Source organism: Clostridium sp. CS1-1, assembly GCF_056135525.1.
Genome location: NZ_CM148680.1, coordinates 1,206,264 through 1,224,499, shown reverse-complemented (window position 1 = coordinate 1,224,499; position 18,236 = coordinate 1,206,264). Strand labels below are relative to the sequence as shown.

Sequence of the window (18,236 nt, the reverse complement as noted above, 5' to 3'; positions counted from 1 at the left end):
ACTAGAGCCCTAGCGGGCAATTATCTTGTTATATTTTATAATATAAGTATAAATCAGAAAAAAGAAACTTTTCTAAGACTTCGTCATAAGGCATTAGCATGCCTTTTAGTGTGGACAATTTACAGCATGTGATTTAGAAAGTTAGATTTAAAACTATAATTTACACCTATTATAAGGTTAGGTTTATGGTGTGGAATCAGCTTCGAACAAGAGGTTACAAAATCTTATACTAAAACACTTAAAAGCCCTCAATTATTTTTACAGTTTTCTGTAAGAAAACATTAAAAATAATTGGAGCTTTTAAAGGTGTTTTAGTATTAGATTCTGTCCTCGAAGTGAGGGCTGATGAAACATCATAAGCCTAACCTTATAACATGCCGTAACTTACGGTTAAGCCGCCCTTTCCTGCATCTATGCAATTATCTCGCCGCTTCCTTCTTTAATCAGCCCTTTTCTATAAGCTATAAGAAGCTTCTCTAAATCTGCTATTCGCCTTCTTAAATCTATACCTATATCAGTATCATCTACTCTTTGTCTTATGGCTACATGTTCCAATATACTAGTTGAAGATATAATATCCTTATCCTCTTGAACAGCATTTTTGATAGCTGCAAACGGTTCATGTGATGTTAACAAAAGACCATAAGAGTTATAAATCAGGGTATATCCTGCAATTCCCGTCTGTGGTTGGTAAGCTTTACAGAAACCTCCGTCAATTACAAGTAATCTTCCATTTGCCTTAATAGGGCTTTCCCCTTCTTTTGTCTTTACAGGAATATGCCCATTAATTATATGGGAAGTCTCAGGATCTAGCTTAAACTCTGATAAAATGTTTTTGCACACAGTTTCATTATCTCTATATTTATAATAATAATCTTTCTTCTCAAAATGAGTGCTCTTATCTTTAACAAAATATCTTTCAAAAGTGGTCATTCTCTGTTTTCCAAACACAGGTGAATCTGGCCCACACCATAAATACCACATCATATCCATACCATACTTTTTCAACTGGGGATCTTCCTTAAAGAAGTAAGAGTCTCTTGCTACACGATCAATCCTATCTAGTAATGCTTTTCCACTATATTTAATGCTTCCTATTTTCATCTCTTTAAAGCTTCCATCCTCATTTAAAGGGATACATCCATGGAATAGGAGATTAGAATTATATATCAAATACATGCTCCCTTTACTATATAAAAACTTAATATGCCTTTGGAGCTTTTCACTATTTATAAATGAACGAGTAAGCTTCTCTAATAAATCCTTTTCTCTATCACTTAAGGCATATGGATCATTCCAGTCAACTGTTGGAAATAAAGTATCATTTAATTTATAATTTCCGCCATATAACTCAATTTCTTGCTTTTCTATATTTACTTTATCTAAAAGCAATCTGTCATCCATTTTAAATTCAGGATGCCTTTTAATAATATGCCCTTCAACCTTAAATTGAAGTATAGAAATAGCTTTATGCATCTTAGCAAGAAGGCTTAACTCATTTTCACTTATATTTTTGTCTAATGTTTTAGTTGCAAAGCCACTACAAGGATCGTCATTGTAAAATTCCATTGCAAAGGTAGCTAAAGGTAGTAAATTAATTCCATAACCATCTTCAATAGTCCTTAGGTTAGAATACCTTAAGGATATTCTAATTACGTTACAGATGCAAGCTTCACAGCCTGCAGCAGCCCCCATCCATAATAAATCATGATTCCCCCATTGAATATCAACAGAGTGATGGTCCATTAGAGCATCCATAATAATCTCTGCACCTGGTCCTCTATCATAAATATCTCCTATAATATGAAGCCTATCAACAACAAGCCTCTGAATAACATTAGATATAGCAACAATAAATTCTCCCGCACGATCTATATCAATTATAGTTTTTATAATTCCATTATAATAAGCCTGCTTATCTACTCTGTCATCATGTTCATGAAGTAGTTCTTCAATAATATAAGCAAAATCCCCTGGCAAGGCCTTTCTAACCTTTGAGCGAGTGTACTTTGAACATATATTTTTACATAAATCAATTAATTGGTAAAGAGTTATCTTATACCAATCTTCTAAATTATTTTCTGTTTGTTTAATAAGTTCTAACTTTTGGTCTGGATAATAAATTAACGTTGCAAGTGATGATTTTTGTTCTTCACGAAGGGAGTTACCAAACACGTCGTCTATTTTTCGCTTTATAACTCCTGAAGCATTTCTAAGCATATGAGTAAAGGATTCATACTCTCCATGCACATCAGTCATAAAGTGTTCTGTTCCTTTAGGTAAGTTTAAAATAGCTTGAAGATTAATTATTTCTGTACTTGCGCTCGATATTGTTGGATACTGCTTAGATAGTAATTGTAAATATCTTAAATCCTTTTCTATTACATCCAAGTTATTTTCATCATAGAAAATCATAATCTTTGTCCCCTTTTAAATTAATATATTATAAACTCATCGATATTTTTCATTCAATATTACTACCAATTAGTATAGTATGTAATATATATTGTAATATATTATATAATTAGTATAGCATATATGTGCATAAAAAAACAGTTTTTATTTCGCCCTTAATCATTGGCCTTATCTGAGATTTTTCGGATTTTTATAAAATATCTTTAGTTTTTGTACAAAATCATTTTCCATAAATTTACCAAAATAATATGTATAAATATCATCCGTTAACCAAATTACTTACTTTATCTCAGGTTAAGAATTTTAAAATACAAGTTATTTTAAAGCAAAAAAACCAGAACTATTAAGTTCTGGCCAAAATTTCAATACCTACAATACCACTTCCCTTGGCATTTCTCCATTTTTAAAGATTATTTCTCCCTTTGTTATACATTTATCAACTGGACATACTAAAGAACATAAATGGCAACCAACACAATTATCCTTATTAAGCGAAGGTCTTCTAGCCTCACCATCCCACACTACAGCTTGGTGTCCCCCATCATAGCAAGATATATAGCATCTACCACAACCCACACATTTATCATGTGCAAAATTGGGATATACCACATAATTACGATCTAGAGCTTCAGCTGGAGCCATATTATTTAGAGCAACTCCAACTAAATCTCGAAGCTTTTCTATTCCTTTCTCTTCCATAAAGTATGAAAGCCCACTTATCATATCTTCAACTATTCTATATCCGTATTGCATTATAGCTGTAGTAACCTGAATATTACTTGCTCCAAGCATTATGAATTCAAGTGCATCTTCCCATGTTTCTATTCCACCTATACCACTTATTTGTGCGTTTTTAAGCTTAGGCTCTTTAGCTAACTGGGCAATAAATCTAAGAGCTATTGGTTTTATAGCTTTTCCTGAGTATCCAGATATTGATGACTTACCATTAACAATTGGCGTACCAACGAGTTTGTCAAAATCTACACCAGTTATACATTTTATTGTATTTATAGCCGCGATTCCTGTAGCACCGCCTTCTACCGCTCCAATTGCTGGTGGTTCCATATTTCCAAGATTAGGCGTCATCTTAGCTAAAATCGGAAGATGTGTTCCTCTTTTTACTGCTGCCGTATATTTCTTAACTAATTCTGGGTTTTGCCCAACATCAGAACCCATTGCACTGGTTGTCATTTGCGGACATGAGAAGTTACATTCTATGATATCCGCACCAACTTCAGTAACAAGCTGAGCAAGTTTAGTCCATTCTTCTTCATTTTCTCCCATTATAGAAGCTATTAAAACTTTATTAGGATAATTTTGCTTTAGTAATCTCATTTGTTCAAGATTATAGTCCAATGGATGTTCAGCTATCATCTCCATATTTTTAAATCCTACAAATGGAGTAGATTCTTTTCTCAAAGTATCAAAACGTGGTGAAACTTCATTTGGTATAAAAACTCCAACCGTTTTAAATACTATACCACCCCAACCGGTTTCTAATGCTTTTGCACACATTTCATAATTGTTTCCTACTGGTGAGGATGATAGGAAAAAGGGATTTTCACATTTTACTCCACAAAACTCTATTGAAAGATCTTTCTTTTTCATTACTTTACACCCTCCTTAGATGATGCGGCTTCTATGGTTGCTTCATCCGATTCTCTTTTTCCATTTAAATAAGCTTCTATCTTCTCTGCAGCTAATTTACCAGTTGCAACCGCTTGAACAACCGTCTTATCTCCCTCAACTATATCCCCAGATACAAATACATCTTCTAAATTAGGGTCTGCTATCTTATAAATATCTTCAACTTCTTGTCCAATGGCAAACAATATCATATTAGCTTCTAATTCCATTGTTGATCCATCAAACATACCTTCTGCTTTAAATCCTGTAACCTTTCCTTCTTTGCTCAATATTTCTAATGGTTTGAATCCTGTAAATATAGGGATTTTTAATACTCCCTGGATGTATTGTTTTTCTTCATTACTAGCGGGCATTTTCTCTATAGTTCTTCTATACACTATTTTAACATCTTTAGCACCTAGTAGTTTCGCTGTTGAAGCACAATCCATGGCAACATCTCCACCGCCTATAACAATTACATAACTACCAACTTTAACTTCACCTTTTTTAGTTTTAGCTTCAGCCAAGAAATCCACACCATTTACAACACCTTCTAAATCAGCACCTTTTATATCTACTCTTTTACCTTTTTGTGCTCCGCATGCTACTAAAAACGCTTTATATTCATCATTCCTTAAACAATCAATAGTATTTTTCTCTCCTATTTTACAATTAGTTTTGACCTCAATGCCCAATTTTTTTATATAGCTTATTTCATTTTCCACGACTTCCTGCTGTAACCTTTGTGGTGGTATTCCATATGTTAACCATCCACCTAAAACATCTTTTTCTTCAAATATAGTAACCTTATATCCTTTTTGTGCTAACATTGCCGCTGCAGTAAGCCCACTTGGCCCCGATCCTATAATAGCTACCTTCTCTTTAGTTAACTGTGATTTTTCCAATATCTCTATATCTATAGATTTTTCATAATCTGTTAAATATCTTTGTAATTCACCGATTTTTATAGGCTTGTCTATTTCTGTCCTACTACAAGCTCCTTCACAATACTTATCATAAGGACATATTCTGGCGCAAATACCTCCAAGTGGGTTATTTGCTCTTATAGTCTCTACTGCACCTTTTAAATTTCTAAAACGAATTGAACGGATGAATTTTGCAGGGTCAGTTCCTGCAGGACAAGCTTTACTACATGGAGCATCATGACATAGAAGACATCTTGATGCTTCTTCCACTGCTATGATAGGAGACATTGTTTTCTTTGTTTCCGCTAAGTATTTTTCATTCCCCATTTTTTACTTTCCCCCTTCGGAAAATATATTTAACTTAAAAGGATATATGTAATTTATCCCTAAAATAATATTATCATCTTATTCCATATAATTCCATATCATTGTTATTACAATTTTCAGTATATTGTGATAATAGAATTCCGCATATTTCTCTATTTATATTTACATAACACTTTATGTAATAAACCATACTTTTTTTCTCTTTATATTGTTTCCTTTCTCGGTATTTTAAAATAATAAAGAATAACAGCTTCCAACGCCACAAAGGCCATTGAAAACTGTTATTATACAAACTTTTATTAAATTATTAAACCTTGCTTTTTATATATTAAATTTATTCAAAATAACAGATGAGTTTTTGTTAACAAAACTCATCTATTTCACAACTATCTTCTATTTACTTATAAATATAGAAGCAATCTTCCTAACTACTTAATTCTTCTTTCAATACATTTTCTAAATTGTTTAAATCGTCCTTATCCATTGACTCGATATCTTCCAACTTATACTCTATTCCTAGCTTTTTATACTTATCCACCCCTAAAGTATGGTATGGAAGAAGTTCAATTTTTTCTACATTTTTAATTCCCTTTATCATTTTAGCAAGCTTTTTTATATGATCGTTAGAATCGGTTATACCTGGCACTACTACATGTCTTATCCAAAGCTTTGTTCCTGATTTTTGTACAGCTTCTAAGAATATATCAAACCCTGTTTTACTCGCCCCTGTCAAACCTCTATATCCCTCATCATCAACATGCTTTATATCTAAAAGAACTAAGTCTGTATATTTTAATATTTTTTCATATTCTCCTTTACCATATCCAGCAGTATCTATCGTAGTATGAATTCCCGCATCTTTGCATAATTTTAACGTTTCTATTAAAAATTCTGGCTGCATTAAAGGATCTCCGCCAGAAAATGTAACTCCGCCACCATCTTTAAAATAAGGTTTAAATCTACTTATTTTCTTAACAAGTTCCTGCGGTGTCATTTCTGTACCACCTGCAAAAGCCCATGTATCTGGATTGTGACAATATGAACATCTTAAGGCACACCCCTGCATGAATACTACTGTCCTTATTCCTGGTCCATCTACCAGCCCCATACTTTCAAATGAATGTATTCTTCCCATGGTCATTCTTATTACCTCCTCTTTCTTTAGTTGACAGCGGATAGTTAAGTAGGTCTTTCCTTCTTACGTCGGAAACACAACTGATTTCTTCAATGCCTGTTTTATCTTCGCTAAAACATACTACTTAAAATTAAAACTTGCTTTAATTTTAACTTAATCTTATTAAAAATGAAACTTAAAATGGATTCTTCACAAATATATAGTTATACACTATTAATTCTCAACTGCCCACTTATAATTATTGCCCGCTGCTAAATAACAACGGGCAATTGTATAATATCTATATATTATTATATTATAGGGGGTACTACAATATATCTTTAGTATTTCTTACATTGTTCCATGGAATGTTCTACTTATAACTTCCCTTTGTTGTTCCTTAGTCAATCTGTTGAAGTGAACAGCGTATCCTGAAACTCTTATTGTTAAAGTTGGATATTTCTCTGGATGCTCCATGGCATCTTCTAATGTTTCTCTTCTAAGTACATTTACATTTAAGTGGAAAGCTGCTTGTCCAAAATATCCATCCATCATATTTGCAAGGTTATTTACTCTGCTTTCTTCATCTTTTCCAAGGGCATCTGGTATTATAGAGAATGTGTTAGAAACTCCATCTTGACAATATTCTCTGTATGGTATTTTAGCTACTGAGTTTAATGATGCAAGTGCTCCATTTTCATCTCTTCCATGCATTGGGTTTGCTCCTGGCGCAAAAGCTTCTCCCGCTTTTCTTCCATCTGGAGTTGAACCTGTCTTCTTACCATATACTACGTTAGATGTTATAGTAAGAACTGAAAGTGAATGTTCTGCATCTCTATAAGTTTTGTGCTTTTTAAGCTCAGTTGAGAATTTCTTTGTTACTTCTACAGCTATATCGTCAACTCTATCATCGTCATTACCAAACTTAGGAAAATCTCCTTCTATCTTAAAGTCAACAGCTATTCCCTGTTCATTTCTTATAGGTGTAACCTTAGCAAATTTTATAGCACTTAGTGAGTCAGCAGCAACTGATAGTCCTGCTATACCAAAAGCCATAAATCTTTTAACGCTAGTATCGTGAAGAGCCATTTGTCCTGCTTCATAAGCATATTTGTCATGCATGTAGTGAATTGTATTCATTGTATCAACATATAACTCCGCTACATATTCCATAACTTTATTGTAGCTTTTCATTACTTTATCAAAATCAAGAACTTCATCAGTTATCTTTTCAATTCCTGGTACAAGTTCAATTAGGCTTCCATCTTTAGCTTTTTTCTTTTCATCAACTCCGCCGTTTATAGCATACAATAATGCTTTTGCAAGGTTTGTTCTTGCTCCGAAGAACTGCATTCTCTTACCAACTTCCATAGCAGATACACAGCAAGCTATAGCATAGTCATCTCCGTATATTGGTCTCATTATATCATCATTTTCATATTGAATAGCATCTGTCTTTATGGACATTTCTGCACAATATTTTTTGAAGTTCTCTGGCAACTTCTCTGACCATAATACAGTCATGTTTGGCTCTGGTGCTGGTGTTAAATTAGTTAATGTGTGTAGGAATCTGTAAGCTGTCTTAGTTACAAGCGGCTTTCCATTTACACCAACTCCACCTATTGATTCTGTTATCCAATTTGGATCTCCTGCAAATAAGTCATTGTATTCAGGAGTTCTTAAGTGTCTTACCATTCTTAACTTTATAACAAACTGATCAATTATTTCTTGAGCTTGCTCTTCTGTTATAAGTCCTGCTTGTAAATCTCTTTCTATATATATATCTAAGAAACTAGTATTTCTTCCTAGTGACATTGCAGCTCCGTTGTTTTCTTTAACTCCAGCTAAGTATCCAAAGTATAAGAATTGAACAGCTTCTACCGCATTTTCAGCCGATTTTGATATATCAATTCCGTATGATGCAGCCATTGCCTTTATCTCAACCATAGCACGAATCTGCATATTCACTTCTTCTCTAAGTCTTATAATTTCTTCTGATGATCCTTTTAACTCTTTCAAGTCTTTTTTCTTTTGAGCAATTAGGAAGTCCATTCCATAAAGAGCTATTCTTCTATAGTCACCTATTATTCTTCCTCTTCCATAAGCATCAGGAAGCCCTGTAAGTAATCCTACTGTTCTTGCTTTTCTCATCTCTTCTGTGTAAGCATCGAAAACACCTTCATTGTGAGTTTTTCTATACTCCTTAAAATTCTTATTTAATTCTGCATTCATTTCAAATCCATAAGCTTCAAGAGATTGCTCTACCATTCTCATTCCACCAAATGGATTCATTATTCTTTTTAATGGAGCGTCTGTTTGAAAACCAACAATAACCTCATTTTCTCTATCTAAGTATCCTGGTTCAAAACTGTTTATTCCTGAGAATTTGTTAGTCTCAACATCCATAACACCTTTTTTGATTTCTTCTATAATAAGAGATTCTGCTTTATCCCAAACTTTCTTAGTCTTTTCTGTAGGAGCTGCTAAAAAGCTTTTATCTCCTTCATATACTGTGTAGTTCTTCTGAATAAAATCTCTTACATCTATTTCTTCTGCCCATTTACCACTCTTAAAACCTGTCCATTGTTTCATCATTTATATTCACTCCTTAATCACACCAATAAATTATTGATGTTTTGATTCTTTCATTTACATTTCAACTAAAATTTCAATTTGTTTTTGTTATCTTATGAGTCTATTATATACTATTTTTACATCTGTATCAATACCTTTTTGCTACTATTTTAAAAGAATTATTAATATTATTAGTACAGTTACACTTACTGTACTAATAAATTAAACATTCTGTGTTGATTTATATTTCGCATTGTTATCATCCGCAATCTTGGTCTATTTTTATGGTATTAATTTTAATATAATATTTTGTTTTACAGATAACTTGGTCAATCACCAATATGTATTTTCGGATGCTTGTTATGATTTTCAAAGATGATAAAATAATAATTCACCTTGTTTATACGGGTTGAAAATTCAATTCACATTTAATTATAGTGTTACTTAGTCGGTAATTCGGTAACACCTGTTACTCCAGTAATGAAGAGTTCCTCTTAAGACTATCATATCCAGCTAATGTTCTTGCTCTATTTTCGAAATCTTTCTCGACCCTATCGCGCTTACCATCTTATCAAGATGAACTCATCATATAAATTAAGTATAACATTCTATAAATTTCTTGTCATTACAAATCATATTGTGTCATATTTTGTAGTTTTTTCATCATCTTATTTACTTAACTTAATAGTTGATAACAAATAAAGAGATAGTATAACACTATCTCTCATCGGATATCTAATAAAACTAAAACACTTACTTCCCTATATCCATATTTCGTTAGGAAGTAATACACTATATGAATTTCAACCCATTTACCGACCCAAATTACTTAGATAACTACACACCAGTTATTCTCTTAATAGCATCTATAAATCTATCGACCTCCTCTTCGCTATTGTAAGGTGCTAGCCCTGCACGTATCCATCCGCCACTCTTATTAACATCAAGCTTATCAGCTAAGGTAGTAGCGTAAAAATCACCATCCGCTATAAATATAGAATATTCTTCAGCCATTATCCTGCATACATCCTTTGGAGACATATCCTCTATTCTAAAAGCAATAGTTGGAGTCTTTTTACACCATTCTGGAGCTTGATATAATGTTACTTTTTTTAACTTTCCTAACCTCTTTCGGATTTTTGCTGCTAATCTATTCTCTTGCTCTTCAATTCTCTCAAAACCTGAAACTATCCTTTCTTTACGGTTTTTACCTGTGCCTAGTGATGAAATAAATTCAACGGCTGGTTTAATACCAGATATACACTCATGATTTTGAGTGCCAGTTTCAAGCTTATCAGGTATATCGTTCGATGCTGGTTCTAATTTGTATGTGTTCATTCTTTCAAATAACTCTTCTTTAATTACCGCTATCCCCACATGGGGACCAAAAAATTTATAGGATGAACATAATAAAATATCTGCTCTTAGCTTATCACGATTAATTGAAAAATGCGGTGCTGCATGAACGGCATCTACTACAACTATAGCCCCCGCAGCTTTTGCACGACTAGAAATATACTCCACTTCATTTATAGTTCCAACAGCATTCGAAGCAAGCCCCACTGCAACAACACGAGTTTTATTATTAATAATCGAACCAAGATCACTTAAATCTAAAGTCAGAGTATCCGGATTAACTTTTAGGGAGCGCACTATCATTTTCTTATCTTTTGCAACTAAAAGCCACGGATCTACATTTGCTCTATGATCTAGTTCAGAGATAACAATTTCATCTCCCTCGTCCCAATTTCTAGAAATAGCTCTTGAAATTGAAAACTCTAACGTTGTAGTATTTGCTCCAAATGCCACTTCTTTTGCTTTTGCTCCAAACATATCTGCAATAGCTTCTTTAGCTTCCATTATTATACCTTCTGTTTCTCTACTAGTCGGAAATTCTCCGTGAAGATTTGCACCACCATTTATCATATAGTTTGCTACGGCTTCTATAGATGAATTAACCACTTGTGATCCACCTGGCCCATCTAAATAAGCAGCTGGTTTACCATTGTAAATTCTTCTTAATGCCGGAAATTGTTTACGAACTTCACTTATCGTAAAAATACAAGAATCACTTAAATGCATTATTTCATATGCCTCCTTTAAATAGGTTTAATAAAGTGAAACTTACATAAACAGAGTTCTTAGTGTCTTTGACACTTAGAACTCGTTATCCAGGGATATAACCGATCTTTACTCTCTCTTTTGAAAAAAGGAGGTATTAGAGCGGGTAGTCATCGGATAAATACAATTTTATTAAGCCCCTACTTAATTAATTTAAAGCGGGTCTTTCCACGTGTAAGAATTGTTGGTATTAGACTTCCTATGAAATGAATGATTTTAAATACTCTAAGTATTATATCATTATGAAATTTTTCGAACAAAAATTACAAAAATAACTAGACCATTTAAAATATGTGTACATCAAAAGAAAGGAATTTGTTTTGTTTATTCTGAGCAGAATAAGTATTAATACTGTACGTGAATACAATCCTAATAAAATTAATATTTTACTTTATTTCGAAAGATAATAGCGAGGTGATTAGTGTGACCTCAACTAGAAGTAGCAGAAGAAAAAATAGGAAGAGAAAATCTAGAATTAAAATAGCATTTATCTTTTTATTGCTTGTTGCTACATTTGTTTCATCATACTTAATTACTTCTTCAAAATTGAGTATTTCTCAAAAGAAAGAAGAGAAAATAAGAGTAAAGGTGGTTACACCTATGGTAAAGTCTCAGGCTCCCAATGTCGTTAAATAGACTATAAACGAAAGCTTACCTTATAAAATAAAAAACTGATAACTATTTATCTGATGAGTATCCGCCTTAATACTCCTTCTTTTGAGATAGGGAATATTAGAGCTGGTAGTCCTCAGATAAATCTTAGTTCTTCCTTTAATTGTGGAATTTCGTTGTTCAAAGTTTTTGTTAACTATTGTTTTTCAGTTTGTTTATTGCTTTATATGCATTAATCAATCCATATCCTGATGATAAAACCTATATAATTTTAGTTATATAACATATGTTAAAATATTTTTATTAATTTATTTCTATATATTATGGTTCCATTATAAAATAGTATCAATAGTAATTATAATTTATTTTCAACTATATTATTTAATTATAAAATCTTCATAAATCTAAGATATCAGTTTTAAAGCTATTCTTTGAAAAATTCTTACATTCTAAAATTTAATTAATCGAAAAAGCTAGGCTTAGTATAGGATATAACTTAAATAGTAATTTGAAGGAGGAGATACCCATGAAAACCATAGGATTAATTGGCGGGCTAAGTTTCGAATCATCATTAGAGTATTACAAAATAGTAAATGAAGAAATAAATAGAAGACTAGGCGGACTTCATTCTAGCAAATGTATAATGTACTCAGTTGACTTTGATGAAATTGCTTCCTTTCAAGATATAGGAGACTGGAATAGAATCACTAAAATCATCACTGATGTAGCGCGCAAACTACAGAACGCTGGTGCCGATTTTATAGTTATATGCACTAACACAACCCATAAAATCGCCGAAGATGTTCAAGAACATATTGAAATCCCAATACTGCATATAGCAGATACACTAGCTGAAAGAATCAAAGATATGAATTTGAAAAAAGTAGGCCTTTTAGGAACTAGGTTCACAATGGAAGAAAGTTTTTATATCGATCGGTTGAGTTCTAGACATAACATAGCTGTAGTAACCCCGAATGAATTTGATAGACAAACCATTCACGAGATAATATTTACAGAGTTAGTTTTAGGAAAGATTGAAGATGCTTCTAGAGATAAACTTAAAGAAATAATATCTAGGTTAGTTTCTGAAGGTGCTCAAGGTATTGTACTTGGTTGTACAGAACTTCCCCTTTTAATAGGTAAACAGGACTGTAATATACCCGTATTTAATACTGCTATGATTCACGCATTATCAGCTGTAGATCTGGCATTAGAATCTACTTAAAAGAAGAGTGCGACTTACCCGTAAGTTTAGAACACTGTTTGAAGACTAGTCTTGCAAATTAATATAAAAATAAGCTATTTAAATTCAAACAATAACTCAGTGCGTTAGCACTCTAATATGTCTTAATTTAGTACTATATCATAAGAAATTTCTATTCATAAGTTCTCTCTGAGTATATTACTCATATTATATTTGAATCCTTACGGATACTGTTTTTCTATACTGTGTTATATCATAATAATATAAAAGATATATGCTTTTGAAGCCTGCGGCATGAGGCATTACTATGCCTTTAGGATGGATAATTTACAGCATGTAATTTAGAAAGTTAGATTTAAAACTATAATTTACAACTGTTATAAGGTTAGGTTTATGGTGTGGAATAAGCTTCGAACAAGAGGTTACAAAATCTTATACTAAAGCACTTAAAAGCCCTCAATTATTTTTACAGTTTTCTGTAAGAAAACATTAAAAATAATTGGAGCTTTTAAAGGTGTTTTGGTATTAGATTCTGTCCTCGAAGTGAGGGCTGATGAAACATCATAATCCTAACCTTATAACATGACGTAACTTACGGTTAAGCCGACCTTTCCTGCAATTACTCAGATACTTAAACGTTCTCTATCTTCATAGCTCTCATAGCATTTAATACCGCAATTAGAGCTACTCCTACATCTCCAAATACAGCTTCCCACATAGTAGCCACACCTAAAGCCCCTAAAACTAATATTACCGCTTTAACGCCTAGTGCAAAAACTATATTTTGCCACACAATTCCTTTTGTCCTTTTAGCTATCTTAACCGCCGTAACTATCTTAGATGGCTCATCTGTCATAATTATTACATCTGCCGCTTCTATGGCTGCATCCGAGCCTATCCCCCCCATCGCAATTCCTATATCAGCTCTTGCAAGGACTGGAGCATCATTAATTCCATCTCCAACAAATATAATCTTTCCATTAGCTGACTTTTCTTTATCTATCTTTTCTAACTTCTCAACTTTTTGATCTGGTAGAAGCTCTGAATATACTTCATCAATTCCTAACTTGCTTGCTATCTTTTCTGCTACAACCTTATTATCACCAGTAAGCATTACTATCTTTTTAATACCAACAGATTTTAGAGCTTCTATTGCCTTTGCTGAATCTTCCTTTATTTCATCAGAAATAAGCATATATCCAGTATATTGTCTATCCACTGCCAAATAGACCACTGTTCCTATAGCTTCAATATTTTCACATACGATACCTTGACTTTTCATTAATCTTAAATTTCCAGCCAGAACTTCTTTTCCTTTTAATATGACTTTTACACCCTGTCCTGAAATTTCATTGTATCCCTGAATCTCATCCTTATTTATCCTCTTACCATATGCGTTCAATATAGATGCTGCAATAGGATGATTGGAATAACTTTCTGCATACGCTGCATACTGAAGCAACTCTTCTTTTGTAATGTTTCTCTTCGGTTTTATTTCTGTAACTTTAAATACACCCTTTGTCAACGTACCAGTCTTATCAAACACAACTACTTCTACATTATTAAGAGCTTCTAAATAATTTCCCCCTTTAACAAGGATACCATTTTTAGATGCTCCACCTATTCCTCCAAAGAAACCAAGCGGAATAGAAACTACCAACGCACAAGGACAAGAAACAACTAAGAAAACCAAAGCTCTATACAACCATTCTGAAAAAGTTGCTCCATTTATAAATAAAGGTGGTAAAAGCGCTAGAGCTGCCGCAAGGATTACAACTGCGGGTGTATAATACCTAGCAAACTTTGTTATAAAGCTTTCTGTTGGAGCCTTTTTGCTACTTGCATTTTGAACTAAATCTAGAATTTTAGCTACTGTTGATTCTCCGAACTCTTTTGTTACTTTTACAGTTAAAAGCCCGTTTTTATTTATAAATCCACCTAGAATATCATCTCCTATTTTTACTTCTCTAGGGACTGATTCTCCTGTTAATGCTGATGTATCTAACATAGATTTCCCGTCTACCACTTTTCCATCTAGTGGAACCTTTTCACCAGGCTTTACTACAATGAAATCTCCAACTTTAACCTCTTCTGGCGAAACCTTTTTTATACTATGACCTACTTTAACATTTGCAAAATCTGGTCTAATATTCATTAATTCGGATATAGATTTCCTCGAGCGATCAACAGCTAAGTCTTGGAAAAACTCACCTATTTGATAAAACATCATAACTGATACCGCCTCTGGAAACTGTCCAATTGCAAAAGCCCCAACGGTAGCTATAAACATTAGGAAGTTTTCATCGAATATCTGACCTCTCCCGATATTCCTTATTGCCTTAAGAACTACTTCTCCCCCAATTAATAAATAGCTCACTAAATATAAAATTACCTCCGCCCAAAAACTAAAGTTGAAAATCGTTGCAACTCCAAAGGCTGCTAAACCTAATGCAAATTTTACAAGATCTTCTTTATGAATTCCACTATGGTCGTGTTCATGATCATGTCCATGCTCATGTATTCCTGCACTTCCTACTTTTTTATCTTCTAAAATTATCACTTTTACATCTGGTTCTATTTTATTTACGATTTTTTTAGTTTTTTCAATAATTTCGCCTATATTATCTTTATCAGCCACTTCTATAATAAGTTTCTTTGACATAAAATCCACAGTGGCTGCTTGTACACCTGGCAAGTTACTGGTTTCTCTTTCAATCTTTGCTGCGCAGTTTGCACAACATAACCCTTCTAGTACCAATGTTTTTTTATTTGATTTAGGTATTTCTTTTTCTTTAACCACAACATCTGGCTCAATGTTCTTTACAATATTTTTAGTAGCTGCTATAAGTTCTTCTACTTTACTAAGTTCACTTAACTCCATAGCCAAAGTTTTTGTAATGAAATTTATTGAAGCGCTAGCAACTCCATTTAGTTCACCGACTTTTTTTTCAATTTTAGCTGCACAGTTTGCACAACACAACCCTTCTAGTATTAGTTCTTTTTTAAGTTTACCAGGCTTATTTTTAGTTATAGTAATCATATTTCCACCTGATGACCCTTTTTCTTTAACATTAGTGTCCATATTATTTTCCCCCTTAAAATAATCACTATGGTCTAGATTAAATTTAGATAATTAATATTATTAACTCGATTAGCAATCTCAATTAATTCTTCTACTTATGCAACCACAATAAATATTGAATTAATTAAATTAGACCTAAGCTATAATTTAAACAAACACAGATATTTTTTGTTTATCTAAAGACCTATAATTATTTACTATTGTTTATAGATTAACACAAAATTTACCAAATTAAAAATTATTTAAAATGTAAATTATATTTACTTATTTGTTTTAATAGTATTTGTAAACTACTTTTCACTTATATGAATCAGTCCCTGATCAAAAATTTGTTTAACATGATCATCATCCAAAGAGTAATAAACTACTTTTCCTTCTTTTCTATACTTTACAAGTCTTGATTGTTTTAAAATTCTTAGTTGATGCGATATTGCTGATTGCGTCATACTAAGTAAAGCAGCTATATCACATACGCACATCTCAGCATTAAGTAAAGCATATAGTATCTTAACTCTTGTAGGATCACCTAAAATTTTAAACAACTCTGACAAGCTATATAACGTTTCTTCAGATAGCATATTATTTTTAACTTCACGTACTATATCCTCATGTATGATACTACAATTACAAGTATCTAAGTGTTCTTCGATTATACTCAAATTTATCACCCTTCATTTTTTCATTTGAACATATATTCATATGTTCAAATATAGTATACCTATATTGATTATATGTGTCAATTTATTTATTCATATTTTTTCCTAATAATATTATATTAAACTTCATCTTTTATGTGCCCATTTAAAAGAAACTTATAAAACTTATGATTAATTAAAACACACGATAAATCTATCAAACATATAAACTTGCTACTTATTATATACGCTTAATACTTTTGGTAATATATGAAAAACGTGCAGCATATATTATTGTGTATTAAATTCAATAAGTACATAACTCTAATTTAAAAGAGGTTAGGATGTGAATTAAATTGGAAAACGCACTTTCTAAAAAAACTCTACTAGCAGATATTTCTCTTTTCATAGTAGCTATAATATGGGGTGGCGGATTTATAGCTGGCAAAGTAGCTCTTTTTTATATAACACCACTGTATCTTTTGTCATTCAGATTTCTACTTTCCGCACTTATACTTCTAATAATATTTTTTAATAGAATACTCAGAATAGATAAAAAGAGTCTACTATCAGGGGTTTTCTTAGGAGTACTTTTATATTTTGCACAAGCATGTCAAACCATAGGTCTTAAATATACCACAGCAGGAAAACAATCATTTTTAATAACTTCTTATACAATAATTGTTCCAATAATTTCATGGTTATTAACTAAAAATAAGCCTGACATTTATTCTATCTTATCAAGTTTTTTGACTTTAGCTGGTATAGGCTTTTTAAGCCTTCAAGGAAACTTTTCTATTAGTTATGGTGATAGCTTATCTCTTATATATGCTGCTATCTTTGCTTTGATGATAGTCTTAATAGGCATATATGCTAGAAACGTAGATCCAATACATCTGACTACTATTCAACTATTAACTGCTGGCATTCTTACATTAATCAGCGCATTGTTATTCGAATCGGATATAGGTCCTATGAATTTTAACCTAATAGCATCTATTGTATATCTTGTAATATTTAATACTACAATAGCATTACTAGTTCAAAATACTGCTCAAAAATATACCTCGGACATCCATGCTTCGATAATAATATCCTTACAATCAGTTTTCGGATGCTTTTTATCAATACTTTTAATGGGTGAAATGTTTACAAAAAAAATGATTATTGGGTCAATGTTAATTTTTATAGCAGTAATTTTATCACAAGCTAAAGATAAAATTTTTAACATTAAATATTTGCTTCAAAAATTCTCTCCTAGTTCTATAGAAAAGTAATTCTAAATAAGTATCCTATCTATTTGTTACTTAATCTTCGCATAATTAAATAACTGCAAACCTTTAATTAACAACCACAAAACTTTATTCTAACTAAAATTTGACTTAAATACTCTTTTAAAGTATAATGCTTATTACAAAATGGAATAAAAACTACCGGTTGGGCAGATTGATTAATTTGCTTTCAAGCACACTAGTTTCTGGGGAGGGAAACTCTTTTTAGAGTTTCTCTCTCTTTTTATTTTTTGAAATTTTAAAGTTTTACTCAAAAGGCTTAGGACATAATATTAGTAACTTTAAAGGCAGATTATTTTTAATTATAT

General features: G+C 32.1%; 11 protein-coding genes and 1 other annotated feature. Of the genes, 3 read left to right on the top strand and 8 right to left on the bottom strand.

The genetic code is table 11. The features are described from left to right. Positions 1-411: 411 nt before the first annotated feature. The 6 genes from AC0N0V_RS05455 to AC0N0V_RS05430 form a co-directional block, all read right to left on the bottom strand. A complete protein-coding gene (locus AC0N0V_RS05455; protein WP_474462585.1) occupies positions 412-2,415 on the bottom strand; it encodes a fructose-1,6-bisphosphatase in 2,004 nt (667 codons plus the stop codon). Between the two features lie 369 nt (positions 2,416-2,784). Further along, positions 2,785-4,023, bottom strand: a complete 1,239-nt coding sequence (preA, locus tag AC0N0V_RS05450) for an NAD-dependent dihydropyrimidine dehydrogenase subunit PreA (protein ID WP_474462583.1) — start codon at positions 4,021-4,023, stop codon at positions 2,785-2,787. Continuing rightward, complete coding sequence (locus AC0N0V_RS05445; protein WP_474462582.1) at positions 4,023-5,294, bottom strand: FAD-dependent oxidoreductase; 1,272 nt, start codon at positions 5,292-5,294, stop codon at positions 4,023-4,025. Before AC0N0V_RS05445 ends, preA begins: the two co-directional genes overlap by 1 nt. Positions 5,295-5,718: 424 nt before the next feature. Next, positions 5,719-6,435 carry a pyruvate formate-lyase-activating protein gene (gene pflA / locus AC0N0V_RS05440; protein WP_474462581.1) on the bottom strand — a complete coding sequence of 239 codons (717 nt, stop codon included), beginning with the start codon at positions 6,433-6,435 and terminating at the stop codon, positions 5,719-5,721. A 324-nt stretch (positions 6,436-6,759) separates the two neighbouring features. Beyond that, positions 6,760-9,003: a formate C-acetyltransferase gene (gene pflB, locus AC0N0V_RS05435; protein WP_474462580.1), complete on the bottom strand. Its 2,244-nt coding sequence runs from the start codon at positions 9,001-9,003 to the stop codon at positions 6,760-6,762. 816 nt (positions 9,004-9,819) lie between these two features. After that, a complete protein-coding gene (locus AC0N0V_RS05430) occupies positions 9,820-11,064 on the bottom strand; it encodes a cysteine desulfurase-like protein (RefSeq protein WP_474462579.1) in 1,245 nt (414 codons plus the stop codon). Positions 11,065-11,526: 462 nt separating this feature from the next. Here AC0N0V_RS05430 and AC0N0V_RS05425 point away from each other — a divergent pair, with 462 nt between their 5' ends. Then, positions 11,527-11,739 carry a hypothetical protein gene (locus AC0N0V_RS05425; protein WP_474462578.1) on the top strand — a complete coding sequence of 71 codons (213 nt, stop codon included), beginning with the start codon at positions 11,527-11,529 and terminating at the stop codon, positions 11,737-11,739. A 502-nt stretch (positions 11,740-12,241) separates the two neighbouring features. Then, the gene (locus AC0N0V_RS05420) at positions 12,242-12,940 is read left to right on the top strand and encodes an aspartate/glutamate racemase family protein (RefSeq protein ID WP_474462576.1); all 699 of its coding nucleotides are present in this window, start codon (positions 12,242-12,244) and stop codon (positions 12,938-12,940) included. A gap of 610 nt (positions 12,941-13,550) precedes the next feature. Here the strand turns inward: AC0N0V_RS05420 and AC0N0V_RS05415 are convergent. Together AC0N0V_RS05415 and AC0N0V_RS05410 are read right to left on the bottom strand one after the other, a co-directional pair. After that, on the bottom strand, positions 13,551-16,001 hold the full coding sequence (locus AC0N0V_RS05415) for a heavy metal translocating P-type ATPase (RefSeq protein WP_474462575.1): 2,451 nt from the start codon (positions 15,999-16,001) through the stop codon (positions 13,551-13,553). A gap of 290 nt (positions 16,002-16,291) precedes the next feature. Beyond that, positions 16,292-16,654 carry an ArsR/SmtB family transcription factor gene (locus AC0N0V_RS05410; RefSeq protein WP_474464455.1) on the bottom strand — a complete coding sequence of 121 codons (363 nt, stop codon included), beginning with the start codon at positions 16,652-16,654 and terminating at the stop codon, positions 16,292-16,294. Positions 16,655-16,992: 338 nt separating this feature from the next. On the opposite strand from AC0N0V_RS05410, the gene AC0N0V_RS05405 reads away from it, so the two are divergent. Then, positions 16,993-17,913 (top strand): DMT family transporter, encoded by a 921-nt coding sequence (locus tag AC0N0V_RS05405; RefSeq protein ID WP_474462574.1) that lies wholly within the window; start codon positions 16,993-16,995, stop codon positions 17,911-17,913. 158 nt (positions 17,914-18,071) lie between these two features. Next, positions 18,072-18,128: a sequence feature (sodium ion sensor (DUF1646 type); this cis-regulatory element may regulate processes involved in with the transportation of sodium ions), on the top strand. The last annotated feature ends 108 nt before the right edge of the window (positions 18,129-18,236 follow it).